Here is a 26,998-nt window from a genome sequence, read left to right on the forward strand (position 1 = left end):
TCGTGACGGTTGTTGTGTCTTTTATGCAGGGAATGAAAGGCTGTATCAGACGGCAATGAGCGTGTTCACATTCCAATGGGGGAAGATCACGTCCTTACCATTGAAGCCTTTCGGGATAAACATGGGGATCGACTGCAGGTACTGCAGTTGCATGAAGGTTGACCTTTCATCGGCGGCCGGGCTGGCATTGCCCTTGAATCCGGGCGTGAGCACCGTCTCGATCATGAAGGTGCAGATGAAGGCGCGCGGATGGGCAAAAGCGCGCTCGAACGGCACGTTCAACACGCCGCCGTGGTCGTTCTCCGTGGTGACCGCCATCGACACCGCGTGCGTCACATCCTTAGCCTGGGCGTTGAGGAGGCCGATCGGATTGATGAATTCCTCGTACGACAAATCGGAACGCCCAACCACCTCCAACGCCTGTTTTATCTGGCGCACGTAGGCCGCATGCAAGTCCGTCGGGTCGCTGCCGTCGGCGTACATCGGCAGGAATTCGAGCGTGCTGCCATTGTTCTGGAAATTGGCGAGCTTGATGAATGGCTGGACGTCGCCGCTGGCCGGCGGCGTCAGGTCGGCGGCGCTCCAGTTGCCGATGGCATGTATGGTGTTACCGTGCGGGATGGTTCCCGAACGCAGCAGCGGGTTGTTGCTGAGGTATTCGCGTGTCGTGGCGGGATCGACATGCTGCAGGCCGTAGCCGCTGCAGTCCTCGGCCAGGGTGCCGGGGGTCTGGTTCAACCACATGCCGTTTTCTTCGTGCAGAATGTTCTTGCTGTTTTTCTCCGCCACCGTCTGCGAATATTTGATGGCGGTGTTTTGCGCCGTGCCGTGCTGTGCGCTGCGGTTGGGCGCGGAGGCCGAGACTTCGAAATGGTGGGTTTCGAACAGCGGGCTGATCATGACAAGGAAGCCCACCTCGGGCCTCGGGACCACCATCAAATTGAAGCCGGTATCGCCTATCCATTGATTGCCATTGGCCAGGGCGGCCAGCGGGCCGAGCCCGGCATCGTTGACATCGGCTTTGCGGTTAAAGGCGTTGGGCGTTGCTGCGAGAGGGTTGGTTTTCATGATCGGCTTTCAAGGTTGGGGGAGATGTATTCAAAACTGGGACCGGCCGTTTCACTGTCGTTGAGCGGAATTTTCATCAGCTCGAGTGCCTTGTACTTCAAGTCCCACATCATGGGGATCGTTCGGGCGATCGCACCGGGCTCGCCGTTGAAGGCGTGGTGGATGGCGTCGAGCAGCGCCATGTATGTAAGGTTGAAGTTCAGGGTCTTGTTCCACAACGGCGAGCCCGGTTCGTAATGGGCCAGCTTGGGATTGGGGCGCATTTGATAGGTGGCGTCCGCACTCCAGTCGACCTCGATGGGGGCGCCGGTGGGCGGTGCGTTGGCTTTGTCCTGCGGACGGTAGCGGCGTTCGCACGCAATTTCCTTGAAGCGGAAGTAGTGTGCATACTCGACATCCGGCCCCGGCATCGGGCCGCCGGCATCGATGATGCCGCCGTCGATACCCTCGCCCTGGCCGACGATCTCATTGATGCCCTTGATGGCGTCGTCCAGGCAGCGGACCGGCACCAGCTGCCCGCCGGAACCGTAGTAGTGCTCTGGCCCCAACTGGCGTGCCGGGTCGCCGTTGAACAGATTCTCGTCCCGCTCGGCCAGATAGATCAGCCCGTCCTTGAGCGCCGCGTAGAACTGGCCGATCGTGTGATAGTGATCGCCCGACGGCGGCGTATGCACAGTGCGCGGCAGTTCGATCTCGAGGAAGGTCGCCAACGCCTGTGGTGAAAACGACTGCAGCGGCACAAGAAAGGCGTCGTCGCTGTGCGGCAGATAGGTCGGATAGGAGGGCACGAAGCCACGGCCGTTGACCGACGGTTCGCCGCCCACCGCGTTCAAGATATTGGCCGCCTGGCTCATGTGCAGCATTTCCTCGATCACGATATCGTGCAGGGTGCGCAGGGCAAACGGGTTGCGCCCATCCTTGATCGAGAAGAGCGCGCACAGGTAGACCGGGATGGTCGAGTGCTCCAGTTCGATCGCGGTCTGCAGGTGGCGGCGAAGTTGGCCGACCGTGGTGATGGCGCCGCCTGGTCCGGGCGGCGGCAGCAACAATTGGCGGCTGCGCGCGGTGCCCGCAGCGGGGCGTGGGGTAGGGTGCATGGTCATGCCTTAGTCGGGAAGTTGTTGGAGGATCGCTTCCGCGCTCATGAACGCCATGGCGGTCATGGTCAGAGTCGGGTTCGAGGTGCCGACGGTGGGCATGCTGCCGCAACCGACCACAAAGAGGTTGTCATGGTCCCAGCTGCGCTGCACGCGGTCGACGACGGAATCGGCGGCGCTCGCGCCCATCCGATGGGTCCCGGCGATGTGGCCGGCGCCGTTCCAGGTGTAGCCGCGCCCCCGGTACCAGACATGGTTGGTGTCGGTCGGCGTGTACCGGGTATGATCGGCGATGCCGTTGGCGGCGAAGATCTGGTCCGACGCATCGCGCGCCGCTTCGAACGCCTTGCGCACATAGTCGGACACGTCGTACTGGATCACCGGACGGTAGTTGCCCAGATTGTCCTTGTAGCGCGGGTCGATGGTGACGCGGTTGTCCGGATCCGGTGGTTGCTCGCATTCGAAATGGAACAGCGCCTGGCGCGTGACCGTCTCGTTGATGTGCGTCCTGAGCGCGGCGCCGAACATGCCCTGGCCGATGGCTTGCGACACGTCGGTGCCGGGCGCCCCGGTCGGCCACGACCAGCCCCAGTTGTCGATCGGCGATATCCAGGCGGCGAACTCGCTCCGAAAGGCGCCGTCGCGAAAGGTCGGCACGTAGCTGGTGCAGCCGGGGCCGCGATAAGGGTAGACCTTTTCCGGCGTCAGGCCCCAAGTCAGCATGACGAGGTGGTCCATCAGATTGCGGCCGACCTGGTCGCTGGAGTTGGCGGCCCCGGACGCCAGCAGGATCTTGGCGTTTTCGATGGCGCTGGCGGCCAGCACGTAGATGGCGCCGGTGGCGACGGCGCAGGTGTGATCGGGCGAGCCCGGCGACTGGTAGACCTTGTAGTGGATGCCGCGCACGCGTCCGGTCGACGGATCGATGTCCACCGTCGACGCCACCGCCTGGGGGATGACGGTCAGTTTATCGGGCGGCGCCTGATTCAGCGTCTTGAGCGCGTTGTATTTTGCCTGGACCGGGCAGATCGGCATACAACTGGCATTGCCCTCGCAGCGGTTGCCCTGGTGCGGGTTCCAGGTCGCCCCGACCACGGTGTAGTGGCGGCCGGGTGCGCGTGTCAGGCGCCGCGACGTGGCGTCCCACTCGACGCCGGCATACCGGTATTCAGGATTGGGGACGGAGTTGCGGCCTTGCGGCATGCCGATGCACGTGAGCTTGTAACGGAGCCGGTCGACCGTCACCTCGAGGCCGTCGGTATGCTTGAACCACATCTTGTCCTGGTAGCTGGCCGGAATGCTCTTCATCGGGAACACATAGCCGGGGCCGTAGTTGGACTGTCCCATGTCCGGCCCCACCTGATGGGCGACGTCGCCGGCGACGCCGATCTCGAATTCCGCCATGTCGTAGTAAGGCATCAGCTCCGCGTACGAAATCGGCCAGTCGACGCCCTGTCCGTACAAGGTCTTGAGCTGGAAGTCGCGCGGCAGCATGCGCGGCACGTTGCCCAACCAGTGCAAGGTGGTGCCGCCGGCGCCGCGCAGGCAATCGCTGGCAAACGGCTGCGGACCGAGTTGCACCAGGTAGCCGGTGTCGTACGGGGTCTGGCGGGATAATTCGACGACGTCGATCGACGGCGCATTCGCCAGGTCCGGGTAGGGCGAATTGGGTACCTTCGCGGGGTTCGCATAAAACTGCGTGAGGTATTGCTGGTACGTCGTGAAAGCGGTGTCCTGGTCGAAAGCGAGGCCTGCGCCCAGGCCGGCTTCAAGCATCAGCACCTGCTTGCCGGCCCGCGTCAGGGTTTTCGCCATCACCGCGCCGGCGATGCCGGAGCCGACAATGACGACGTCGTATTTGTGTGGATGCATGATCGGCGTTGAGTCCATAAAAGCGCGGCGGTTAGAGTCGGGAAGTCAGCGGCGGCTCGCTCCAGGAGCCATACCCCGGTTGCTTCGCCCCTGGCGGATGGGTGTCGGCGGCTTTCCACATCAGCCCCTGCAGGTAGCCCTGCGGCAGCAAAGTGCTGCCGAGTTGGCCGGTGTACCAGAGACCGATGATGTTGCCCGCCAGCCCTTCGAAGCACGAGGGCGGCACCAGGCGTGCACGGACCAGCGCGTCGGATGCGGGCGGGCCGCCGGTTTCCTCGATGATGGCGATGTACTCGGCATAAAAACCCGCCAGCACGCGCGGCGTGTTGGACATCCGGATCAGCTGGTTGTAGCTCTCCGCCATGCCGGTCGCTTCCAGGTCGGTCTGGGTGAAACCGGTCAGCATGGCGGAAACGGCGAGAAAGTTCTCGTCGTGAAGGTCCTGTGGGATAGGCATGATGGTCGCGATTACCAGGGTTGCCAGGTCACGACCGGCGAGCCGTTGACGAGGTTGATCATGATGGAGCAGTCGTCCACCGGGGCGCCCGAGTTCTGCACGATGTTTTGGCTCGACCATCCATTGAACGCCGACCACATGAACACGCGGTTGTTCTGATCGTCCACCCAGCAGGACACGCTCCATGCGCTGGACGAGATGGTCATGTGATGCGCCGGCCAATAGGTGCTATCCGAGCAGTCGGACAAATAGACGAAGTCGCCGCCTGTTCCGCCGGTATGGGTGATGCCGAGCGCGGCGATCGCTACCGAATCGCCCTCGTCGTTGGTGAGGGTCGCTGCGGTGCCGGTGTTGTTGCCTACTGCCCAAAGTCTGCGGGACATGATAATTTCCTTTTTAATGGATCAACGCCGGGCGTTGAAGTGGTGGCCATGCTCCGTGGCCGCTTGCTGCGATAATTCGCGGCTGGCGGTCAGGATTGGCTATCATTGTGGTTCACGGGTTGGCAATCCGACATTGGCCGCAAGGATGGGCCTTACGGCCACGCCGACGCACCATTTATCGTGGTACAACATGGCGATACCCTCGATACGCCGCCTCATGGCGAGGCGGCCTCCTTCGGAAAGTTTATGAATATCCTGCTGATTGACGATCACGCGCTGTTTCGCGAAGGCCTGTCCCTGCTGCTGCGCGCGGCGCTGAAAGATGTCCACACCATCGAGGCCGGCAGTTGCGAACACGCGTTCGAGCAATTGCGTGCGAACGCCGCCATCGACCTGATCCTGCTCGACCTCGGCTTGCCCGGCATGAGCGGCTTCGATGGTTTGCGCCAGCTGCGCCATGACTACCCGGAGATTCCCGTGGTCGTGCTGTCGTCCAACGAGGACCGCGACAGCGTGTTGCGCGCCTTGGACGCCGGCGCGATGGGCTTCGTGCCGAAAAGCTCGACGTCGGGTGTGCTGGAGGGCGCCGTGAAGGTGATACTGGCCAAGGGCATCTATCTGCCGGCGACGATATTCCTGGCCGAGCCAGGCGGCGCCGAGCCGCGCCCGCCAGCGGCCTCGCCCGCCACAAGGCCATCCATCACCTGCGCGCAGCTGGGGCTGACGCCGCGTCAGGGCGACGTCTTGCAACTGGTCTTGCAGGGAAAGCCAAGCAAGACGATTTGCCGCGACCTCAACCTTTCGCTGAGCACGGTGAAGACGCATACCTCGGCGGCGCTGCGCGCGCTCAACGTCACCACCCGCACGCAGGCCGTTATTGCGGCAGGCAAGCGGGGGCTGAGCTTTGGCTCGTAGACGGTGCGTTCAGCAACCGGGCGCACAGTTCGAATAAGCGGCCGGGGCCGATCGGCTTGCGCACCAGTTCGCAATGCTCCGGCAGCGCGTCGAACAGCGGCGTGCGCGCTTCGCCCGTGATAATCAAGGCGGGTATCAAATGCCCGGCGTCGGCGCGTATGCCGGCGATGGCTTGCCAGCCGCTGTCGCCGGCGCCCAGGCGCAGGTCCGTGACGATCAGGTCGGGCGTCCGCAAGTGGTCGGCGAGCAGCGCACGCGCCGCGGCGGAGGAGGTGGCGGCGACGACATGGCAGCCGGCGCTGCGCAGCAGTTGCTCGGCGGCCTCGCAGGCGTCGCGGTCATCGTCGAGCAGGACAATGAAGGCGCCGCGCAGCCCATCCTGCTGCGCGCCCGCATTGGCCGGCAGCGAGGCCCGGGGCGTGTCCGGATGGGCCAGGGGCAGGGTGATGCCGAACACCGAACCGACGCCGGGCGTCGAGCGCAGGTCCAACGGCAGCCCGAGTAGCGCGGCGCTGCGGCGCACGATGGACAGGCCGAGGCCCAGGCCGCCGCCATGGCGTTTTTCAGGCCGTTCAATTTGATAAAACTCTTCGAAGATGTGGGATTGATATTCCGCCGGTATGCCGATACCGGTGTCGTAGACTTGCATGCGGATGGCCTCGCCCACGCGCCGGCAACCGACCAGGACCTTGCCGGTCTCCGTGTAGCGCAGCGCGTTGCTGACAAGATTGCCCAGTATGCGTTCCAACAGGGCCGGATCGGTCCGCACCGCGCAGCGGCAGCGCGCCAGGCGCAACACGATGCCTTTTTCCTGGGCGATCGGTTGGTAATTGAGTTCGATGAAATTGAACAAATTCTGGATGTCGACCGTTTGCAGGTCCACCTTCACCGCGTTCGAGTCGAGCTTGGAAATGTCGAGCAGGCTGCCGAACAGGGTCTGCATGCCTTGCACGGTCGCCTCGACTTTCATCACCAAGAGGCTGACCTCGGGATAGCGGATGCGCTGGCGCAGTATGCCCACCAGCAGACCGACGGCGTGCATCGGCTGGAGCAGGTCGTGGCTGGCGGCGGCCAGAAAGCGCGTCTTGGCCGCGCTGGCCCGCTCGGCTTCGTCATTGCGGACGGCCAATTCGCCGAGCCGCACCGACAGCTCGCCGTTCAGCAACGCCAGCTCATCGGCCTGATGCCGGAGCTGCGCGCCGGCCTGTTCCAGCGCATGGGTACGCTGCCGCACCTTTTCTTCCAGCTGGGCGTAGCTTGCCCCCAGCGCCGCCGCCATGCGGTTGAATTCATGGGCCAGCAATTCGATTTCATCGCCGGTGCTGACGACGATCCGCGTCTCCAGGTCCCCGCCGGCCATCTGCACGGCGCCGTTCCGTACCTCCAGGATGGGCTGGGCCATGCGCCGTGCCAGGAAATAGCTGGCGGCGGTCGCGCAAACCATCGCGCCGGCGGTGACGAACAAGGTCAGCCAAAGTGCGGTGAAGATCGAACCGAAGGCTTCCCGGACCGGCAGTTGCACGAACACTTGCCATTCCGGACCGGCCACCGCCGACGCCGTCGTGAGCACGTATTGGCCGTCCATGTCGCGCACCATGGCCGTGGCCGGCGTGGCGCCGCTGCGGAGCACCGCCGCGATCACCGGTGACGGATGCAAGTCGATGTGGCGCAGCACCAGGCTGTTGTCGGGATGGGCCAGCAATTGCCTGTCGCGGTCGATCAGGTAGGCGTAGCCGGTGTCGCCGACCTGGATGGCGGAAATGGTCGCATGAATCTGGCGCAGGTCGACCTGGACCAGCAAAGCTCCCCCGCGCCGGCCGCGCGCCGCCATGGCAATCTCGATATAGGGTTCGGAGGCCTCGCGAAACAGCACCGGGCCATAGGCAAGCTGCTGGGCGTGGGCCCGCGCCAACAGCGCTGTTTCGCGCGCGGACAAGGGCAGGGCGCCGCAGTCGCCTTCACGGTCCACCCCCACCCGCGACACTTCCAGGCGCACGCAGGCCGCGCCGTCGATATAGCGCACTTGCCAGATGGAGGGCACCTTGCGCAACAGGCGGTGGCTCTCGTCGCGTATCTGCCCGGTATCGACCGCCACGCCCGGCTGGTCGTAGTCGAGGGCCCACGTCATCGAAGCGACGATGGGTGCAAGGAAGGACTGGATCTGCATGCTGGCAAGGCGCGACTTCGCCACCAACAGCGCCTCGGCGCTCTGGCGCTGCTCGCGCACGTTCAGCGCCAATTGCACGATGCTGGCTACCAGCAGGGTGCCGCATATCGCGGCGGTCAGCACGCTGAGGTATTTGCGGAATAGCGATCGTTGCAAGCTCATTCGAGTATCCGGTCGGCACGGCGCAGAATTTGTGGACTGAGCCGGTAATGCGACGCGTGCCTGGCGCGCAGATTGATCACCAGTTCGAAATGCACTGGCTGACTGACCGGGAAGTCGCCGGCGGCGCCGCCGCGCAAGACGTGCACCGCCGCCCGCGCCATGCGGTCGAACGCGTCGTCCTGCAGCGCGCTGAATTGGATCAGACCGCCGTCGTCGACAAACACCTGGCCCTCGTAGATGGTCGGGATCGTCAACGCATCCATGCGGGCGATAATCTGCCGGCGCATCGGCCAGGTGACCGCCGTGGCCGCGACGATCAGGGCATCCGGCGCCTGCCTGCCTATGCGGTCCAGCAAGGTCGGCAGCTCCTCCGCGCCGGATACGCTGAAGTCGAGCAAGCGGATGTCGCGTCCGGCGGCATAGTTGCGCGCTTGCGCATTGCAGCCGGAGTCGGCGATCGCGCCGTCGTGCACAAAACCTATCCGCCGCGCCGTGGGTACCGCGTCGCGAATGATCTCGACCAGTTTCTGGTCGAGGCAGCGATACGTCGTAATGCCGGTCAGATTGTGGCCGGGATGGGCGTAGCTGTCGATCAGGCCGAAAGCCAGGGGGTCGTCATGGGCGCGGAACACCAGTGGAACGTCGGCGGAAACACGCGTGGCCACAACGGCGACGGCGGCATCGAAGTCGAAACACAGGATCAGCGCCGGACCTTGCTCGTTGAGCTTGCGGGCCAATTGCCGTAGCTGCGCGGCGTCGAAATGGGCGAAGTCGGTCGTGAAGCGCGCGCGCGCGGCCAGCGCGGGGTCCAGTTTGGTCAATGACGCCAGAAACGACGACAAGTTCGCCGGATGGGGCGGCGTCGACGACAGACAGGCGATGTGCAATGGCGCGCCCGGCGCCGCCGCGCGGAGCAGGCCATGAACGGCGCCCAGACCGAGCGCCGCGGCCGCCATCAGGGCGCGGCGCGAAGGCAGCGGAGCATCGTGATCGATCGGCAAGCGCGCCATGGGCAGGGTCCAAAAAGGCTATCGGCCAGATGGCCCATACAGATGGGCAATTGTCGCCGCTCCTTAATAATATTTCAATGCTAACCTTGCACCTGTTGTCACAACCCAAAAAAGGAAGTCATCATGCCCAAGACATTTACCCGTTCGCTATTCGCCGCCGCCTTCGCCATCGGCCTGGTCTGCTCCGCCAACGGCGCCCATGCCGCCGATGCGGCTCCGGCAAAGCTTCCTATGGTTCCAGCAAAGCCTCCTTCGTTGTATTGCGCGAACCGGGTCAAAGATCCGGCGCAGAACACCCAAATTCCGCATCAATTCATGCTGTTGCTGGTTTTCCAGAAGGGCAAAGGAAGTTCGTATTTCGGCAATGCGTCGACGAACCAGAACGGCTGCATCGAGGATGTCCAGAGCGTGCCTAATACGGCCGGGACCCCGCAATTGCTCAAGCCCACCGGACACTATTTGACCGTGCCCAATTGTCCCAACGATTGCATCTATCCGCGCGCGGCCCATGCCGCATTGAACGATGGCAGCGATCCGCTCAACACCGACAAGAATCGGACTATTCCCTGGGGCATAATGTCCGCGGTCGACTCGGCGCCGGTCGATGGCGGTCCGGGCCGGCGGATCGAGATATGGGAAGTCGCCGTGCAGGACGCCTGCCATGCACGCCGGCTGTACGCCTACCACACCCAGTGCTTGAACAGCCTGTTGCGCAAGGCGTTGGATCGCAAGGACATGCTGGGTGAAATCCTGGTCGGCTATCGCGTTGCCGACAACGCGGACGGAAAAACAGACCCGTGCCCGGTGATCAATAACGTCTGTTTGGAAAAGTAAGGGCCTTGAACGGAGGCGTGGTGGTCAGCTGTCTGAACCGCTGCGGCCACGACCGGTATTTTCGAGCTAGACGGCTGTCATTGTTGGCAATATAAACCCGTCACCTTGCATATCCACGGCAAATGCGGCAACAGCCTGGGACCCGCACCGCTCGAAGAGGCCATGCAGGCGTGCGGCTGAACCGACTCGCCGTAGGACACCAGGCCGATCAGCCGGCGACGTTCACCCAGGCAGCCGACTGCCGGGAGGTTGCCGTTGATGGTTTCGATCCCTGGCTGAATCTCCGCCAGCGGATCAAAAGGATCCGGCTGTTCGGTCTGCAGCGTGGCATAGATCGGCGCGCCCGAGTCACCATGGCAACTGGCGTTGGACTGCGCGCCGTCGGCGCCCGGCTGTACCGATGCCGACCACGTCAACAGTTGCTCGCCGGACGTGACGCGGAGCCAGCCGACGTCCAGGGCCGGGTCGGCTGCGCCTGGTACCGGCTGCGAGGTTGTGATGCCATAGCCTGCCAGGGTCCCCAGAACCTGTGCCGGCAGATCGGTCGCATCTTGCGGCGGCGTGCTGGCGCCATCGCCCAAGGCGGTGGACAGTTGCAGCAGCGCGATGTCGGTCTTGCCCAGGTCCCCCTGATTGCTGTGGGCCTTCAAGGCGTCGCGGTAAGCCTGCGGAACGTGTACCGGGGCGGTGATGCCCGAGCGGGCCGGTAGCCCGAGCGCGGCACGCCGCAGCGCCACCCGGCCATTGAGGTAGACGCGGGTCAGTGCGTCCTCGCTCTGATACTTGCCATCGTCCACGCAATGGGCGGCGGTCAACACCCAGCGGTCTCCCAGCAGAACACCGCTGCATTCCCACTTTTGCGTCTTTGCGGCGTTTTGTAGCGACAGCTGTACCACCTCCGGAAAACCGAGCGCGCTATATTGTCCAGCCACGTGGCCGTTCGGCAGTAGACTGAGGAAATCGGCGCCAGCGGGCTTAGGCTCGCACCCCGCTTTGGGTAGCGTGTACACAGGGTAGTCTTTTTCAGTGCCGACATGGACCTGCTGCAGGTAAGGCGAGTCGCGGAACTGCGCCCGCCAGGTCATCAGATAGGCGACGCGCTCGTCGTGCCGCGCCAGATACGCGCGGAACAGGCGCGAACAGTCCGGTGCTGCCGACTGCTTGCGGGCGATATCCAGAGCCGCGCCCAAATACAGCCGCGCGCCCTGATCGTCGCCGGCCAGCGCTTGTTGTAGTGTTGTGGGAAACGTCGTAGACCTGAACTCTCGCCGCAGATCAACCAGCTTCGCCTCCATGGCCCGGCTGTCGATGGCGCCGGCCAGATCCTGCTCAAGCAAGAAGATGTGTTGCGAGGCCGCGCGCAACTGGTCGAGCATGCCGTACGAGCCGGCTCGAAGCGCCGCCTCCCGTACGACTGGATCGGTCAGCGTGCCGGCCGATTCGCGCGGCAGCATGGCCAGCCACTCACGCAGGATCTTGGCCGAGTCCTCGTCGCTACAGCTGCGCCGCTGCGCCTGCTGAGCAGCCATGCTGGACACGTCCAGTGCCGGCGTCGGCCCGGCCGCCGCCAGTAACAGCAACAGCATGATCAAGCCTCTCAGGCGGCCCATCGCTCAGACCTCGAAGGGCAGGGGGAGGCCAGCGGCCCGGGCCGCCGTGTTGGCGGCTACCTTGGCGCGCAGCACTATGGCCTGCTGCACCAGTTGCTCCGAGCGGGGTTTGGTCGCCGCTTCCTGCAGCTTGGCCTGTTCCTCTTCCACCTTAAGCATGGCCAAACGATATGCCAACTGCGCATCACGCGCCGCAGCTTCGTCCTTGTCGGCTGCAGCCGCCCGGCGTGACGGGATCAGTTCATCCTCCAGTGTGGTCTTAAGCTTGTCCTTGTTGGCGCTGAACGCGCTGGCGACGGCGGTAGCCAGGGCGTTCGGCTCACGCGTTTCGACCACCGTCACCTCCCACGCGTATGGCCCCTGCTGGGGTTGCGCACGCAACGGCGGCGTGCACACAACATGATCATCCTTGTCCTTGTTGCAGGCCCCGCCCTTATGGTAAGCGAAAAAGCCGTTCGCCCAGATGTTCTCCATCTCGGTGCGCAGCGCGGCGCGCGCGTCCTCGAGATCATTGGCGGCCTGCAGGTAGCTGAGCGGACAGCGCGCGTCGCGCGGTAGTTCGATTTTCTTATCTTTTAATTTGTCCATAGCTTCGCAGAGCGCTTGCAGGCTGGCGGCAAAGTGCGGCGCGGCGGAAAACGATGCGGGAGTCGCCCCTCCACCGCGGACCACCCACTCGGGTTCTTCCAGCACAGGTTCGGATTTAGTCATGTTGAGCAGGCGTGTGGCCTTCTGAAATGGGGCCGCCGCCAGCTTCTGCGTATTGACCGCCGATTCGATGGTCGCATTGACGGGATGGAAGGGGACACGCTGGGCTGATGCCCAGTCCGGGGGCGGTGACTTGATGCTCACATCTCGTTGCGTGTCCTGCCCGGCACGGTTGCGGATGATGTTGGATGCCGCCCAAGTACCGGGACGCACACCGGCAAAGTTGAAACTCAGCTGACCAAAGGCTTTGTAATCCTCCAGACCACGAAGCGTCAGCGCGACCGAATAGGCGCGCTCGTCGGTGTAGTTCCAGCCGGTCTCGAAAAAACTGCCCACGTGCAACATGCGGTTGCGAGCCACCAGCTCGCGGGCGGGACTGGGGGCGGGCTCAAACGACGCTTCGAAATAAAAGCGCGGCAAGCTCTCGACGTGACGCAGCTGTTCCGACCGCTCGCGCGCCGCGTCGAACCAAGGCTGGCGTGGCTGGGTGCCTTCGACCATCATCACCACACAGCCCTGCGCATCGTGCACGGGCGTCAACTGCCCCTGTGCGTCAAGTGTGTAGAACACGTCGTCGACGCTGCCTTTCAGCGCGGTCGAGCGGGTCTTCGCGGCGGCCGTGAAGTAGTTGCCGGCGGCATCCAGCGCAGTGGTCACGGCGGTGCTCAGCAAGCCTTCGATTATCAGCGCGGCAACGGCGGACTGCGTTTCCAGCGGTGGCGCCACGCTGGGACAAGCCGGCTCGATCCAGACCTGCAGCGTGCCTGGTGGAAGCGCGGCGCGAGCCGTACCGGCCGCCGTAATCGCCAGGCTGAGCGTACCCAGCCACGCCAGTGTCTTCACTCGTTTCATCTGCATGATCGTCCTTTCGACATGAGACCCGTGAATTGCAGGGCCGGCTCGCAATATGCAGAATAGCATTCTTGCACTTTGGAAAAGTAGCAAATTGTCACGACGTTGCTCGACGTGGTTTTTCGCACGTTTTGCATGGCGCAACGGCGTGGAGCGCAGGCGATGTCCGGAAGGCCGATGCCGATAGAGCGTGTCTTTTCGCTTACCGTGACAATCAGTGACATTTAAATGAAGTTTTCCGTGCAGAATTGTTGTTTGACCTAAAACTTTTTCCAGGAACATCGCCATGGCAGTCCACGAGCCGGATCTTCAAAGCTATCTCACCGAAGCCATACCGGGCTATCTGCAGATCTTGGGCGATTTCGGGACAGGATTTCACCCGTTTTGCCGCAGAACGCCACCTAGCGGCGAACAGCCGACCGAGTTGCCGCGTGGCCTGGGCTTAGATGTATTGTCGATCATCGACGCCAAGTGTATCCTGGCGCTGGAACTCAAAAAAGCCGACCACAAGACAGAGACTTTGGGTGATTTCCAGCCGGGGCAAAAAGCATTCCTAAAATACGTCGACCAGCTAGAGTTCTGCAACGCTTATCTCGTGTTCGACCGCATGCCAAGCCTGAATATGTATAACGTCAAGGGACTCCGGGCGCAGCAAGTAGCGCGGCTGAACCGTATGGCCGCCGTTCCTTCACAGCTGGTCGATGCGGTGGAAGCATCGCCTGCGTCTTATATCGGCCCTGGCGCCATTGGGTCGACTATGCTGGACGTGGTGACCCGGATCGTCTTCGATCTTCAGCAGGGGAAGGCGGACGCGTATGCGCTAATGGACTATCTCGGCGAACATGTCGATGAGATCAACAATTGCTTCTTCTGGTTCTTTGGCGAGGACTATGCGCTCGGACTGACGCTGGAGGAATTCAAACGATCATTTGCACACTTGGCAGAGCTCAGGGCAAGCGCGGCCGGCGAAGACCTTCGAATCGCATTTGAAGCGTTGCGGAGTGTCAGGAACAAAAAAACTTCCACCGCGCAGGCATTGACGGATGCCGATACGGCTTATGTCGCTGCGCGCAATCGTCACCTGGCGCAAGCGCGGGCTGCTGCAAAAAAGCCTGACGACGATAACAAAGGGGGCGGCGGCCCACGCAAGACTTTAGGATAGGATCTGCGCTGACAAATGGGCTTCATCGGTCCAGCTGGCACCAATGGTCCGCAATAAAAGGGCGAAGTGGCGAATCTAATTTTACATAATATAAATTATGCGAAATTAGACAGCACCTCCGCATATCTGCCGCCATCCACCTCGTTAAATATTTGACATGAAAAATACTGTACAGTGTACAATCTTCAACAACGCACAGCATTCACCGACTCACATGACTTCCGATTCCTCCCCACCTAAAACCGAGCCGTCTCAAACAACCGGCGGCCGACGAGCCCGCAAATTGCATCAGACCAGTGCGGACCTGTTGGCCTGCGCCTGGCAATTGTTCGAGGAACAGGGTTACGAGGCGGTGACGATGGAATCCATCGCCCAGGCCGCCGACGTGGCGCGCGGTACCCTCTACAAGCATTTTCCCAGCAAAGAAGCGTTTATTCAGCACCGTTTTCACCACGATTTGATGGCGCGCCGGGCTGCAATGCGCGCCGCCATGGCGACCATGCCGACAGTCGCCGAGCGCTTTCTGTATATGTTCCAGAACGAGGCGGCCTATGCCGAAAGCATGCGCCCGTATGCCGCCCCCTACCTCCACCACCGTCTTCGCGGACAGAAAATCCAGCAACATCCGATCGAACGCGATAGTTTTGAAAGCCTGATTGCCGATCTGATTCGACAAGGCCAACTGGACGGCGAGATCGTCACCGACACCAGCGCCGAACAGATGGCGGAGTACGTGGTCTTTCTGCGTCTGGCTACGCTGATGCGATGGATTGCGACACCCGACGTGCCGCTTGCGCCGCTCTTCGCGGAAATGGTCCAGCTTTTTCTCAACGGAGCCTATCGTAGAGCGGCTCCTGCGCAGTTATCCACTTCCAACTGAAAGCCCATATGTCCATTCGATTCAAGAGTGTCGCGCTGATCTCCAGCGCCATTTGCTGCGCCCTGTTTTGTATCTGGATGTTCGCTCCCGCCACCCTGCTGCAACTATGGGGTGTCGGCTATTCCAATGCGGCCGGACTGGTAGCGCGCCGCAACGCTGCGCTTTTCGCGGGGCTCGGTCTGATGCTGTTCTTGGTTCGTAATTCTCCCGCCAGCGCGGCTCGGGCGGGAATCAGCGCCGGTGTCGCGCTGGCCAGCCTGATTCTTGCGGCGCTCGGGATGTTTGAATATCTGAGCGGCGCCGCAGGGCTGGGCATCGGAAGCGCCATCATCCCCGAGATCGCGCTGACAGTGGTTTTCACCGTCCTTTGGCGAGCTGACCGGGCACTGCTGCATCACATAACGCCGGTGTCGATCCCTCAAGAGTCGCGAATAGCCAAGGTCTATTCCTCGATGAATCTCGCCGACGCCTATTCGATTGAGTTACCGGTCGGAGCGTCGACAAACGCCGAGCAATTGGCGAGGTTCATGTTTGCGCACCAGCCAGCCTGGATCAACGGCTTGTTGGCCGTTCGAGACGCACTGGTTGCCGGCATCGGTCTCAAGACAACCAAGCAACTCGAGTCGATTGGCGCAACGGACAAGGGAAGCCGCGTCGGCTTCTTCAAGATATACAGTTCAACGCCGACGGAAATCGTTCTCGGCGAAGACGACAAGCACCTGGACTTCAGGCTTTCTGTCTTGTGCTCCGCTGGGTCTTCGCCAACAGCCAAAGGGCGCATCACAATGTCGACCGTCGTCCATTGCCACAACAGAGTCGGCCGGTTCTATATCCGCCTCATCGCGCCGTTTCACCGCTTGGTGGTTCAGGCCAACCTCCGTCGTGCCGCGCAAGTCGGTTGGCCCCTGGCGTCGCCGAGCATATGACCTCCGTCACAGAGCACTACGCGAAACACCTCGCCCCGATCTACCTTTGGATGGCGGGCGGCTCTGTCGCAGCGCTTGAGGCCGGCGCCGCGGAGATCGAGGCGCTGAACTTGCGGCTCACTCCAGGCGCCGTCGTCATCGATCTTGGGGCCGGCTTCGGCATGCATGCCATCCCGCTCGCGCGCAACGGGGCGCGAGTGACGGCTATCGACACGTCGGTCGAGCTGCTGCGCACACTCACAGACATCAGTGGCGGCCTGGCGATCCGGACCGTCAACGACGAGCTGCTCGGATTCCAGCGCCACATTTCGGAGGCGCCCACCGCAATCCTGTGCATGGGAGACACGATCACTCACTTGCAGGATTTCCAAGCGGTAGAGTATCTCATCGAGCAAGCATCTGATGAACTGCCGTCCGGTGGCACGTTCGTCGTCTCTTTCCGGGACTACACCGCGCCTCTCGCTGGGGACGGTCGCTTCATCCCGGTAAGAAGCGACGACAGCCGCATCCTCACCTGCTTCCTCGAATACGAGCCGGAGTCTGTCCTGGTTCATGACATTCTTCATCAACGCACTTCGGATGGTTGGCGAACGCAGGTGAGTCACTACAGAAAACTTCGACTATCACCTGAGTATCTGGTCGCCAGGTTGCAGTCGAGCGGCTTCAAGGTTAGGCGCGAGGCGGGAATGCGCGGAATGGTTCGCCTTATCGCACAACGCGTCTAACCTCGTACGTCCGCCGTGGGAGAACTCTAGCGCCTGCCGGCGACACACAAAAATGCCCTGCTGTCCAATTGACTGTCGCACCCTACCGCCCCTCTTGACGTTTCCGCGCTCTCGATAGACCCAATACCCACGCCAGAACGCCCATCGCGGTGGCGCAGGATGCAAGCGTTCCGGTGGTATTTCCGCAACCGTGGCGATATTTAATAGTTGAAGATTTTATAAGTCGTTGCGATACTCGCATCACTGTTGGCCCGCCCTGGCGGCGCCAGCATGTCACCTCTCCAAGCATTGTCATTTGACGCCGTCGCCCCGAGCCGAAGCGCGCTTCGCTTGTCCCGACGCCTATTGCAACGCATCCCTGCGGGATGTTCGACATGAGAAGGACAAGAAATGCGAGCTGCACAGATCCGCCGCCACCTCGGCGCCCCCTCCGCCCTGCTGCCCCGCACCGGCACCGAACAAGGCCTGCCATCAACCACGCCGCAGCTGTTGCGCGGCACGGTCGCGCCGGCGACCGCCGCCAAGGCCGCCAAGACGCCGGCGCTGAACCTGGAATTTTCGCCGCGCGACTACATCACCTACCTGCTGTCGATCGACGCCGAGATCGAACACTGCCTGATGGTGCAATACCTGTACGCCGCCTATTCGCTGGGCGGCCCCCAAGTGCCCGAGGTGTTCCGCGACAGCGTGCGTACCTGGCAGGAGGTGATACTGGGCATCGCCAAGGAGGAGATGGGCCACCTGATCTCGGTGCAGAACTCGCTGCGCCTGATCGGCTCGCCGTTGCACATGGAACGCGAGGATGAGCCCTGGGATTCCCCGTTCTACCCGTTCCCGTTCTCGCTCGAGCCGCTGACGCTCGATTCGCTGGCCAAGTACGTGTACGCCGAATCGCCTGTCGACTGGGACGGCGGCGCGCTGGGCGACGAAATCCGTCTGCGCGTGCACGCCCAGACCGACAATCCGCACCAGGTGGCGGCGCTGTTCAACACCCTGATTCCGCTGGTGGCCGATCCCGACTACCTGCCCGACGCCGCTTTCGACGCCTCGACCCTGCCGGCCCAGGCCGACTTCGCCGAGTGGGGCCGAGGCTATCAGGGCGGTCATCGCGGACGGCCCAGCGGCCAGCCGACGCAGACGCCGGACGTGCTGGTGGTGCCGCAGACCTGCCGCGACGACATGGTCGCCGCGCTGCACGCGATCGCCCAGCAGGGCGAGGCCACCAGCGGCACCACCGCCTCGCACTTCGTGCGCTTCCTGCGCATCTATGTCGAGATGCGCGAACTGATCGAGCACACGCCGCTCGCGCCCGAACACTGGAGCGCGGCGCGCCCGGCCGATTTCGCCGCGCCCCAATGGCAAGCGCTGCAACCGGAGAGCAAGGCCGGCCTGCTTGGCGGCCGCGCCACCTGGGCGCCGGCGCGCCAGGTCGCCGTCAATCCCTACGTCTCGCTCGATCCCGAGGACGAGGGCAGCGACGAGAGCGCCACCGCCACCCGCATCAGCCATCCCGAATCGGCGCTGTGGGCCACGCTGCACAACATCCGCTACCGCATGCTGCTGACCTACCTGATCCACAGCTTCACGCTGTACGGCGGCTTGAACGCGGCCGGTGCGATCACGCCGCGCGGCGCCATCGTCAACGCCACCTTCGGCGAGATGTACAACCTGCGCGCCATCTCGGAGATCCTGATGCAGTCGCCCGTCTCGGCCGACGACCCGGACGCCGGCTACGCCGGGCCGCCCTTCCAGATGCCCTACACCCTCAACAGCCCGTTCGGCGAGGCCAACAAGTGGCGCGGCCACCTCGACCTGCTGACCGCCTCGGCCAGCGTGGTGGAGGCGCTGCAGCTGCTCACGCCCGCCTCCCGCCACGCCTACCTGGCGTCGCTGCGTGAGGCCGACCGCAATATGCGCGAGCTGATCCTGCGCATCCTGTCGGGCAGCATCGACACCGCCTTGCTCTAGGAGACCATCATGCCGATACTGGAACTGAGAATCCTGCCGCCGCTGGCCGTGGCCCGCCTGGGCGGCGCCGCCGAGCCGCTCGAAGCCTTCGACCTGGAGACCGACCCGGACAGCCCGATGAACTACCGCCGCATCGTGCCGCGCGAGAGCTTCGAGGTCGATCCGCAGAGCGGCCGCATCGTGCGCGCCTATGTGCCGGACAACATCCGCTTCAAGGACGAGGACAAGCTGGTGCGCCCGGTCGCCCCCTTCCTCGAGGTGTACGCGCGCACCAGCGAGGAACCCGGGCAGCTGCAGCCGCTGACCGTCGCCCTGCTGGCCAAGCACGGCCTGGCGCTGGCCAACCTGCACTGGGACGTCGAGCTGGGCAACATCAAGATCTACCGCCGCACCAACAACCCGAACGATCAGATCCACGCCAACCTGTTCAACCTGAAGGACCACGCCCGCCACGCGCTGGACGGCTGGTGCGAGAACTTCAAGCTGGGCAAGAAGCTGCCGCTCGGCCACGTGCAATTCATCGCGCCGACCGATGACTTCCCGGAAATCCGGCTGCGCTACACGCCGGCCGCCGGCAAGGTCTACGGTAGCCGCATGCAGCGCCTGGAACCGCAGGCCGACGGCGTGCCGGTGCTGGTGGACGACCCGATCATCGACAACGAGGACCTGGTGCTGTACGACGCGGTGCGCGGCGACTGGCTCAACTACACCGAAGGCACTGGCCCGACGCTGACCAACCCGGCCGGCATCTACGCCGGCTACGCCAACGCCCAGGGCCAGCAGGTCAGCTGGGGTTACCTGGACGACGAATGCGACGGCCACGTGCGGGTGGTGCTGAAGCTGGCCGACGGCGGCACCTTGACGGCCCAGGCCACCATCGGCGCCGGCCCGCCGGCCTACGCGCCAGACACGCTGCCGATCCGCGTGGTCTCCGACGAGATGGAGCAACTGCTGCACGGCCCCACCGTGCAGGAGGAAGAGGTGTCGCTGGAGCAGGCCACCGAACTGGTGCTGCGGGCGCTGGAGACGGTGCGGCTGATGAACACGGCCGTCATGAACGGCAACCCGGTGAACGGCCGCCTCAACGTGGCCAGCACTATGGTGCGCCAGAACAGCAGCGACTTCGAGCGCTACTACGAGCCGATCGCCGCCGCCTCGCTGGTCGACAACCTGGCGCTGCGCGCCCTGCACGAGCGGGTGTTCAGCGCCCTGTCGGCCGGCGGCGCGCCGTGGTTCGCCCAGACGCTGCGCCTGCCCGAGGAGATCGGCGACCTGTCGGCGATCGCGCTGCGCAAGATGCCGGCGCTGATGCGCGGCGCCGATGGCCGCAGCCTGACGCTGACGCGGCGCCACATCGACATGGTGGTCAAGGCCGCCCGCAACGCCATGTTCCGTCAACCCAACAACACTGCAGGAGAACTGTGATGGCCGCCAAACAGCCCAGCCTGAGCGCCAACAACCTGACCGCGCAGATCCACCATCGCGGCGCCGGCAATCCGGCCTCGATCCTGCCGCGCAGCGCGATTTCCAATTGCTTCCCCGGCCTGGAGTTCGACTTCCGCAACCTGTGGCGGCGCGCCTTCGAAGGCATCGTGCTGGTCGAGAACAACAACTACGTGATCGACGCCGAGCCCGAGTTCCAGCACCTGGTCACGCGCCGCCTGCTGCGCTTCGACGGCCTGCCGGTCGGCACCATGGTCAACACCACCGGGCCGGTGTTCCCCGACGGCAGCTCGGGCACGCTGGCCTCGGTGGCCAACCCGAACGCGGTGTCCTTCATGGAATGGTCGAACTCGATCGCCCGCATCCTGCACCTGCAAGGCCAGATGGTCAGCTGCGAGTTCACCGCCCAGACCGACGCCAGCACCGAGGTGCTGGCCAAGGACACGCCCGCCATCACAGTCGAGCTGCGCCTGCGCACCTTCTTCGAACCCGACACGGCGGCGTTCAACCCGGCGCTGCTGCGGCCGGGCGAGCTGACCCAGGGCCTGTGCGCGCCGTGGCAGAACGACTACCGCGAGTGCGCCTGCTACTACTGGGCGGCCTCGCGCCCCGACTATGTCAACGTCGAGCCGGGCGTGGACGGCCTGTCGCACGGCGACATGTGGTTCGCCAAGAAGCGCACCGGCACCTACATCCCGGACAACCGCACCGACACCCGGCTGTACTCCTACGACGATCTGTTCAAGTCCTGGCAGGAGGATCTGCGCTTCATCATCCGCGGCAAGGACGCCGATGAATCCTGACGCCATCGCCGCCAAGGCCACGGCGGCCGACGGCGCGGCCCTGGCGCGGGCGCTGAGCAGCCGCATCGCGGCGGCCTCCAGGCCGCGCCAGCGCCACGCCCACCTGGTCGACGACGCCCGGGGCGCGCAGCTGTTGATGGTCAACGGCACGCGCCTGTACCATCTACCGCCCGAGCTGACCGAGCAGTTCCGCACGGCGCTGGGCAGCGACGACCCGGCCGTGCTGCAAGGCCTGGTCGACAGCTGCGGCCTGCGCGCCGAGGCGCTGATCGACGACACCCCGCTGGCCGCGCCTCCGCTGCACGCGCTGTCGCTGGCGATCGCGCAGAAGTGCAACCTCGGCTGCACCTATTGCTACGCGCAGCAGGGAGAGTTCGGCGACAAGGCCAAGAGCATGGAGGAGCAACAGGCGATCAAGGCGGTCGACCTGCTGCTGTCGCAGGCCGCGCCCGGCGCCAAGGTGAACCTGGCCTTCATGGGCGGCGAGCCGCTGTCGAACCGCGCGGTGCTGCGCAGCGTGACCGAGTACGCCAGCCGGCAGGCGGCGCTGCGCCAGGTCGACTGCCGCTTCTCGATCACCACCAACGGCACCCTGCTGCGCCCGGACGACGCCGACTTCTTCGAGCGGCACGGCTTCGCCGTCACGGTCAGCCTGGACGGCGCGGCCGAGCAACACAACCGGCTGCGGCCATTCAAGGGCGGCAAGGGCTCCTTCGACCGCATCCTCGAGCGCATCGCGCCATTGCTGGCGATGCAGCGCCGCATGCAGGTGTCGGCGCGCGTCACCGTCACGCCGTTCAACATGAACCTGCCGGCCACGCTCGACCTGTTCATCGGCATGGGCTTCCACAGCGTCGGCTTCTCGCCGCTGCTGCGCGCCGCCAACGGCCGCGCCGAAATGGGCGAGGCCGAACTGGCCGAGATGCTGGAGGCGATGATCGCCTGCGGGCTGGCCTTCGAGCAGAACGTGCTGCAGGGGCGCCGCTATCCGTTCATGAATATGCAGAACGCCCTGCGCGAACTGCAGCGCGGCACGCACCGGCCCTACCCCTGCGGCGCCGGCGCCGGCTACTTCGGCGTGTCGGCCGACGGCGAACTGTCGGCCTGCCACCGCTTCGTCGGCGACGCGCAGGGCGCCATGGGATCGCTGGACGGCGGGATCGACCGGGCGCGCCAGGCGATCTGGCTGAGCGAACGCCATGTGCACAAGCAGGAGCCGTGCTCGAACTGCTGGGCGCGCTACCTGTGCGGCGGCGGCTGCCACCACGAGGTGCTGGCGCGCGGGCGCAGCGCCTGCGACTACATACGTGGCTGGCTGCACTACACGATAGGCGCGCATCAACGCCTGAGCCAGCTGGCGCCCGGCTGGTACGCCGCGCCGGCCGGCAAGCCGGGCTGAGGCCGATGCGCGACGGCGACGGTCCGATCGACGCGCTGGTGCTCGGCGCCGGCCCGGCCGGCGTCAGCGCGGCGCTGCGCCTGCAACAGCTGGGCCACCGCGTCCTGCTGGTCGAGCGCAGCGCCGTCTGGCCGCGTCCGCAAGTGGGCGAGGCGCTCACGCCTGGCGTGCGCAACATCATCGACCTGCTCGACGCCAACGACGCGCTGGCGGCGGTGCCTCACGGCGCGCACGCCGGCAGCCGGGTGCTGTGGCGCGGCCGCACGCCCGACGTGCGCAGCGGGCCGGCTCGAAGCCATCGTCGACCGCAGGCGCTTCGACGCCGCCCTGCTGGCGCGCTGGCGCAGCGCCGTGGCATCGAGCTCAGAGCAGCCGGCTGGCTGCTGCACCTGGCCGGCGCGGCGGGCGACTGGCGCGTCAGCCTGTTGTGCGGCGAGGCCCGGACCCGGCAGGTGCGCGCCCGCTTCATCCTCGACGCCGGCGGACGCAACGCGGCGCCCGGCATCCCCTGCGCGCCCCGGCTGGCGGCCTTGTGGGGCGAGGTCGACCAGTCGGCCCTGCCGCAGCTGGGCGGCGCCACCCAGGTCGAAGCGCTGGAACACGGCTGGCTGTGGGCCGGCTGCCTGCCCGGCCGGCGCTACCGGCTGATGCTGGTCTGCGATCCGCATGCGGCCCGCCAGGCCGAGCCGGCGGGGCCGGAGGCGCGTCTGCGCGCGGCCTGCGCGGCCAGCCAGCTGCTGCGGGCGGCGGCCGGGCTTCCGTTGCTGGGCGCGGTGCAAATGTGCTCGGCCACACCCTACCTGGCGCCCGACAGTTGGCGGGACGGCCGCCTGAAGCTGGGCGACGCGGCCTTCGCGCTCGATCCGGTATCCTCGTCGGGCGTGGAAAAGGCCATGCGCTTCTCGCTGCAGGCGGCGGTCGCCCTGCATACCGTGCTGGCCGACGACCGCGACGACCGCCGCGCATTGGCTCGCCGCTTCATCGAGGGCCGGCTGGTGGAGGCCTGTGCGCGCCACGCACACTGGACCGAAGCGTATTACGGCCAGGCCTGGTGCGCCGACCGGCCGTTCTGGCAAGCCCGCGCGCGCTGCGAGCCCGGCGGCGACGGCACAACGCATCAGGCACTGCTGGCCGCGCTGTCCGCAGAGCGTGCCCGGCTGGCCGCCTACCAGCCGCCGGAGCTCAAGCCGCTGGCCGCACTCAACCCCGCCCTGCCGCTGCGCCTGCATGGCGGCGCGGCCATCGTCGAGCTGCCCTGCGTGATCGACGACCAGGTATGCCTGCACACGGCGCTCGACCATCCCCATCTGGAGCGGCCGTTGGCCTTCCTGGAAAACGAGGCCTTGTTCCCGCACTTGGCCAGGCTGGCGCAACCGCTGCCGCTGAACCAGTTATTGAACCAGCTTGCCGCCAGCATGCCCGGCCACAAGGCCCAGCGCATTACCGCCTGGTTGTGGCAGCACGGCCTGCTGGAAAGCGTCGGCTGAGTCGACAAATCATCCCTGGCCCACGACGACGGCTTTAGGATATGATCAACAAGAAAGAAGGTGTATCGAAGCGATTTCAACGTCGGGATTTCATCCAATGCAGCATCCGCTTGCCAGCCTCTGGCGCCATCCGACGCGCGTGCTGTTCTACCAGTCCGCTGGGCTGGTCGAACACACTTCCCACAGCTTGGACGGATTGGGCCGGCCATCCGCCATGGCGACCCGGCGCCGCTTTGCTTCGGCGGGCGACGCTTTCGACTACCTGCGCTATTGGCTGGGCGAACCGGGCGCCCGCTCCGAACTCAAGTCGATTCTGCAACGTTCAGGCACGTCCTTGGCTGGCGCACATTCGGGCATGGACGGATGGCAGCACGCACTTGCGCGGCGGCTGGCGACGGGCGCCGTGGTGGTTGTGGAGGAATGCAGCCAGCCACGCGCTCCGGGACGGTTGATCGGTCCATCGCCAGCAAGCGCGAGCGACAATGCGGTAGCCGACCTGCCGCTGCTGAGCGACATCTCACCGGCGACACCGCTACCGGTGCAGGAACCCGAGGTGCCCGCGATAACAGCGGAGGAAAGCCCCCCGTCTTCCATCACGGAAGTCGAATCGCCGGAATCGGCGGCTGTCCAGATCGCACAGGCTGAAGCGCTCGAAGAAGCCGCCAAGAATGGGACGCCATTTTGCGAGATCTGCGAAGCGGCACGCCAGGCGGCCGAACAGGCGCAGGAAGCCGCCAACAATCAGGTCGCGCAGGCCGAAACGTTCGAGCAAGCTGCACGCGATGGAACGCCGTTCTGCGAAATATGCGAGAAAATGCGAAAACTTCGGGAGTCATCGGATGAATGAGGCCACATTGCAGCCCCTGATCAATAAACTTTGGGCGGATGATGCCGAAACGGAGGGCTGGCACGTCCATTGGCTGCTCGACGGCGCGCGCGATCCTGATATCGAAAATCTTGTCCGTTCGAGCGGCTTGGAGCATGCCTGCCTGTTTTCAGGGCAGATGCACCCGCGGCTGCAGGCCGCGGCCCCCTATCTCATACATTTGCCATTTGGCTCAGTCGCAGTAAGCAGGCTGCTGAAACGTGGCTGGGGAAACGCATGGGGAATTTTCACTGTTGCCAAGGCTGAGGTCACGCTGGCTCAACAGCGTCTTCATCTCAAAAAATTCCTGCGCGTCCAGACCGAGGGCGGAAAACTGCTGGCCTTCCGCTATTACGATCCACGCGTACTCAACACCTATCTTCCGACATGCACCAGCGAAGAGTTCCGCACTTTTCTCGGGCCACTATCCCGGATCGTCGCGGAGAGCGACGGCGGCAAGAAGGCGATTGAATTCACCCTGCATGACGACGCAATGCGCCGCAGGACGCTGGAGTAGCGGCTGGGCGATGTGAATCAGGTGTGCTGGCTCGTACTTACGCCGGCACAAAACGTCCGGTTGCCGATCGGTAGCATCTGCCTGCGGATTCAGTTGGTCAACGCAACATTCTAATTTGAACCCCTAGACCTTCGCCGGATACTGCTGCTAGGTCACATGCGCCATGAAACGAGATAGGACAATCTATGCCTGGCTCGACCTTCCGTGGTGTGACATTCCGTGTATTTTTTCCACTAAGCAAGATGCTAATCTCAAGGCCTTGAAGTTGGCTGTGCAAACTCGGCCAATTTATAACTAAAAAGAGGTCCAATGGAAATTAGATTTTTACCTGCCGTCACTCGCCTGATGATCCTTTCCACCGTAATTCTGGTGACTGCGTGTTCGCCAAAAATTGATGGTGCATCGTTCGAATCGTTTCAGACTTCTCTGAAGAAGATTACGGCGGACATGGCAAAAGAGAATGCAAAGGAATTCGATGCGGACCTGGCCACGCTCATGAAACGGCGGAATATGACCATAGGCGACTTGCGCGGCTTTATCAATGGCATGACGGTAAAGGATGTACATAAAGCCGCATTGGAAGCCGAGTCACTGTGGAAGGAGCAGCGTTCGGCCCAGCTCAAAGCAGCGATTCACGAGCTCGAGCAAGAAGAGTCGAAAGCTAATGCACAAAAAGAGGAAGTCGGCAAATTTGGCGTTACCGTGAAGGACATCAAGGGGGCATGGGCTTATGACCCGGAAGGATATGACCGACCGCAAAATCGTAGCGTCAATCTGTCTTTAACGTTGCAGAACAATACGAGCTCTCCAATCAGCGAATTGGGCTACGATCTGACCTTGGCGATTGACGGGCGCACATTTACGCCAGATCCTTGGTCTTATAGGCTAGAAAAGCCATTGGCGGTTGGTGAAAGTGTATCCCTGGTGATCAATGATAAGGGTTATGACAATGAAGCCTATAGTGCGTTGGCCTCTAGGGTGACGGAAAAGGTTATTGATGCTGTGAAGGAAAATCCGAAAACAACTATCGTCGCCACATTAAAGGTAACGTCAATTAAGAGGGGAGATGGCACATACCTCAGCGCCAACCCGTCAGGTAGAAGTGGCCTGCTCGGAGAGTTTAGGAAAGAGTTGAACGAGCTAAATTCAGGCACGCGGTAGTTCGTGTCTTAATGATTTGCTTCTGAGTGCAGAGTGGGATGCCAGATTACGTGCTGCGCAAGTCTCCATCCTCCGTGGATGACCGGCTGTAGTTGAGGTGAACTGTACTAGCTCAGACTTGACCTTACAACTGTCAAATAAGTTAAAGTTCCAAGAGGCCGTTACCGGCCAAGAACGGACGATTGATCAAAGTTTTATATATTCTATGTATGTAATTTCTGAAGAGGCAGCATGGATTGGTCGGCTGCCATTTGAACGTCAGCTTCGCTTTCTAGCGAGGCTGAGCTTTGAATTAACTGTCGCAGGCCGCAACAGTTATGAAGTCGGCACAGACAATCTTGAGCATCCACAGCAACTTCGACGAGTGAACGAAATTCAGCATCGTGTGAGCGCGTGTCTATCGCAACTAGTTAATGGCACTTGTCCGGATGGTTTCGTCGAATCTATGGCTGAAAGGGTTTTGACAAACTGAAATAGCCCCCTGATTCACCGGACACAGCCTATGCGCTATTCTTACGGATAGGAAT

At 63.5% G+C, this 26,998-nt stretch carries 24 protein-coding genes; 15 read left to right on the top strand and 9 right to left on the bottom strand.

Annotated features, from left to right (window positions below; translation table 11 throughout):
* Positions 1-45: 45 nt before the first annotated feature.
* Genes HUX88_RS30215 through HUX88_RS30235 form a run of 5 tightly spaced genes read right to left on the bottom strand, consistent with a single transcriptional unit; the run spans position 46 to position 4,877 of the window.
* Positions 46-1,068 (bottom strand): hypothetical protein, encoded by a 1,023-nt coding sequence (locus HUX88_RS30215; protein WP_176364153.1) that lies wholly within the window; start codon positions 1,066-1,068, stop codon positions 46-48.
* Entirely contained in the window at positions 1,065-2,165 is a 1,101-nt protein-coding gene (locus tag HUX88_RS30220) for a ferritin-like protein (protein WP_176364154.1), read from the bottom strand. The genes HUX88_RS30215 and HUX88_RS30220 overlap by 4 nt, the downstream gene beginning before the upstream one ends.
* 9 nt (positions 2,166-2,174) lie before the next feature.
* Positions 2,175-4,037, bottom strand: a complete 1,863-nt coding sequence (locus tag HUX88_RS30225; RefSeq protein ID WP_176364155.1) for a GMC family oxidoreductase — start codon at positions 4,035-4,037, stop codon at positions 2,175-2,177.
* 31 nt (positions 4,038-4,068) lie between these two features.
* Complete coding sequence (locus HUX88_RS30230) at positions 4,069-4,494, bottom strand: hypothetical protein (RefSeq protein ID WP_176364156.1); 426 nt, start codon at positions 4,492-4,494, stop codon at positions 4,069-4,071.
* A gap of 11 nt (positions 4,495-4,505) precedes the next feature.
* Positions 4,506-4,877 carry a hypothetical protein gene (locus HUX88_RS30235; RefSeq protein ID WP_176364157.1) on the bottom strand — a complete coding sequence of 124 codons (372 nt, stop codon included), beginning with the start codon at positions 4,875-4,877 and terminating at the stop codon, positions 4,506-4,508.
* Between the two features lie 246 nt (positions 4,878-5,123).
* Between HUX88_RS30235 and HUX88_RS30240 the strand changes: the two genes are divergently transcribed.
* The gene (locus HUX88_RS30240; RefSeq protein ID WP_176364159.1) at positions 5,124-5,792 is read left to right on the top strand and encodes a response regulator transcription factor; all 669 of its coding nucleotides are present in this window, start codon (positions 5,124-5,126) and stop codon (positions 5,790-5,792) included.
* On the opposite strand, the gene HUX88_RS30245 is transcribed toward HUX88_RS30240, so the two are convergent.
* Positions 5,752-8,121, bottom strand: coding sequence for an ATP-binding protein (locus HUX88_RS30245; protein ID WP_176364160.1), 2,370 nt, complete (start codon positions 8,119-8,121; stop codon positions 5,752-5,754). The genes HUX88_RS30240 and HUX88_RS30245 overlap by 41 nt on opposite strands.
* Entirely contained in the window at positions 8,118-9,131 is a 1,014-nt protein-coding gene (locus HUX88_RS30250) for an ABC transporter substrate-binding protein (RefSeq protein WP_176364162.1), read from the bottom strand. Before HUX88_RS30250 ends, HUX88_RS30245 begins: the two co-directional genes overlap by 4 nt.
* 123 nt (positions 9,132-9,254) lie before the next feature.
* On the opposite strand from HUX88_RS30250, the gene HUX88_RS30255 reads away from it, so the two are divergent.
* A complete protein-coding gene (locus HUX88_RS30255; protein WP_176364163.1) occupies positions 9,255-9,965 on the top strand; it encodes a hypothetical protein in 711 nt (236 codons plus the stop codon).
* A gap of 77 nt (positions 9,966-10,042) precedes the next feature.
* Here HUX88_RS30255 and HUX88_RS30260 read toward each other — a convergent pair whose 3' ends face one another.
* Together HUX88_RS30260 and HUX88_RS30265 are read right to left on the bottom strand one after the other, a co-directional pair.
* On the bottom strand, positions 10,043-11,551 hold the full coding sequence (locus tag HUX88_RS30260) for a trypsin-like serine protease (protein WP_176364164.1): 1,509 nt from the start codon (positions 11,549-11,551) through the stop codon (positions 10,043-10,045).
* Positions 11,552-11,578: 27 nt separating this feature from the next.
* Positions 11,579-13,423, bottom strand: coding sequence for a hypothetical protein (locus tag HUX88_RS30265; protein ID WP_176364166.1), 1,845 nt, complete (start codon positions 13,421-13,423; stop codon positions 11,579-11,581).
* On the opposite strand from HUX88_RS30265, the gene HUX88_RS30270 reads away from it, so the two are divergent.
* The 13 genes from HUX88_RS30270 (at position 13,422) to HUX88_RS30330 (ending at position 26,943) form a co-directional block, all read left to right on the top strand.
* Positions 13,422-14,297 (top strand): hypothetical protein, encoded by an 876-nt coding sequence (locus HUX88_RS30270; protein ID WP_176364167.1) that lies wholly within the window; start codon positions 13,422-13,424, stop codon positions 14,295-14,297. The genes HUX88_RS30265 and HUX88_RS30270 overlap by 2 nt on opposite strands.
* Before the next feature lie 214 nt (positions 14,298-14,511).
* Entirely contained in the window at positions 14,512-15,177 is a 666-nt protein-coding gene (locus HUX88_RS30275) for a TetR/AcrR family transcriptional regulator (RefSeq protein WP_217916504.1), read from the top strand.
* 8 nt (positions 15,178-15,185) lie between these two features.
* The gene (locus tag HUX88_RS30280; RefSeq protein ID WP_229219617.1) at positions 15,186-16,103 is read left to right on the top strand and encodes a DUF2867 domain-containing protein; all 918 of its coding nucleotides are present in this window, start codon (positions 15,186-15,188) and stop codon (positions 16,101-16,103) included.
* Positions 16,100-16,828 carry a bifunctional 2-polyprenyl-6-hydroxyphenol methylase/3-demethylubiquinol 3-O-methyltransferase UbiG gene (locus tag HUX88_RS30285; protein ID WP_176364169.1) on the top strand — a complete coding sequence of 243 codons (729 nt, stop codon included), beginning with the start codon at positions 16,100-16,102 and terminating at the stop codon, positions 16,826-16,828. Before HUX88_RS30280 ends, HUX88_RS30285 begins: the two co-directional genes overlap by 4 nt.
* A gap of 390 nt (positions 16,829-17,218) precedes the next feature.
* Entirely contained in the window at positions 17,219-18,796 is a 1,578-nt protein-coding gene (locus tag HUX88_RS30290) for a ferritin-like domain-containing protein (RefSeq protein WP_176364170.1), read from the top strand.
* A gap of 9 nt (positions 18,797-18,805) precedes the next feature.
* Positions 18,806-20,221 (top strand): hypothetical protein, encoded by a 1,416-nt coding sequence (locus HUX88_RS30295; protein ID WP_176364171.1) that lies wholly within the window; start codon positions 18,806-18,808, stop codon positions 20,219-20,221.
* Positions 20,221-21,042 (top strand): hypothetical protein, encoded by an 822-nt coding sequence (locus tag HUX88_RS30300; RefSeq protein WP_117010654.1) that lies wholly within the window; start codon positions 20,221-20,223, stop codon positions 21,040-21,042. Before HUX88_RS30295 ends, HUX88_RS30300 begins: the two co-directional genes overlap by 1 nt.
* Positions 21,032-22,441, top strand: coding sequence for a radical SAM/SPASM domain-containing protein (locus tag HUX88_RS30305; RefSeq protein ID WP_176364172.1), 1,410 nt, complete (start codon positions 21,032-21,034; stop codon positions 22,439-22,441). Before HUX88_RS30300 ends, HUX88_RS30305 begins: the two co-directional genes overlap by 11 nt.
* A gap of 5 nt (positions 22,442-22,446) precedes the next feature.
* A complete protein-coding gene (locus HUX88_RS30310; RefSeq protein WP_176364173.1) occupies positions 22,447-23,928 on the top strand; it encodes an NAD(P)/FAD-dependent oxidoreductase in 1,482 nt (493 codons plus the stop codon).
* A gap of 97 nt (positions 23,929-24,025) precedes the next feature.
* On the top strand, positions 24,026-24,775 hold the full coding sequence (locus HUX88_RS30315; protein WP_176364174.1) for a hypothetical protein: 750 nt from the start codon (positions 24,026-24,028) through the stop codon (positions 24,773-24,775).
* Positions 24,768-25,310, top strand: coding sequence for a DUF4123 domain-containing protein (locus tag HUX88_RS30320; RefSeq protein ID WP_176364175.1), 543 nt, complete (start codon positions 24,768-24,770; stop codon positions 25,308-25,310). Before HUX88_RS30315 ends, HUX88_RS30320 begins: the two co-directional genes overlap by 8 nt.
* A gap of 309 nt (positions 25,311-25,619) precedes the next feature.
* The gene (locus HUX88_RS30325; RefSeq protein ID WP_176364177.1) at positions 25,620-26,471 is read left to right on the top strand and encodes a hypothetical protein; all 852 of its coding nucleotides are present in this window, start codon (positions 25,620-25,622) and stop codon (positions 26,469-26,471) included.
* A gap of 118 nt (positions 26,472-26,589) precedes the next feature.
* Positions 26,590-26,943 carry a hypothetical protein gene (locus HUX88_RS30330; protein WP_176364178.1) on the top strand — a complete coding sequence of 118 codons (354 nt, stop codon included), beginning with the start codon at positions 26,590-26,592 and terminating at the stop codon, positions 26,941-26,943.
* Positions 26,944-26,998 lie beyond the last annotated feature (55 nt).

Source organism: Duganella sp. BJB1802, assembly GCF_013369445.1.
Lineage (GTDB): Bacteria > Pseudomonadota > Gammaproteobacteria > Burkholderiales > Burkholderiaceae_D > Rugamonas > Rugamonas vulcania_A.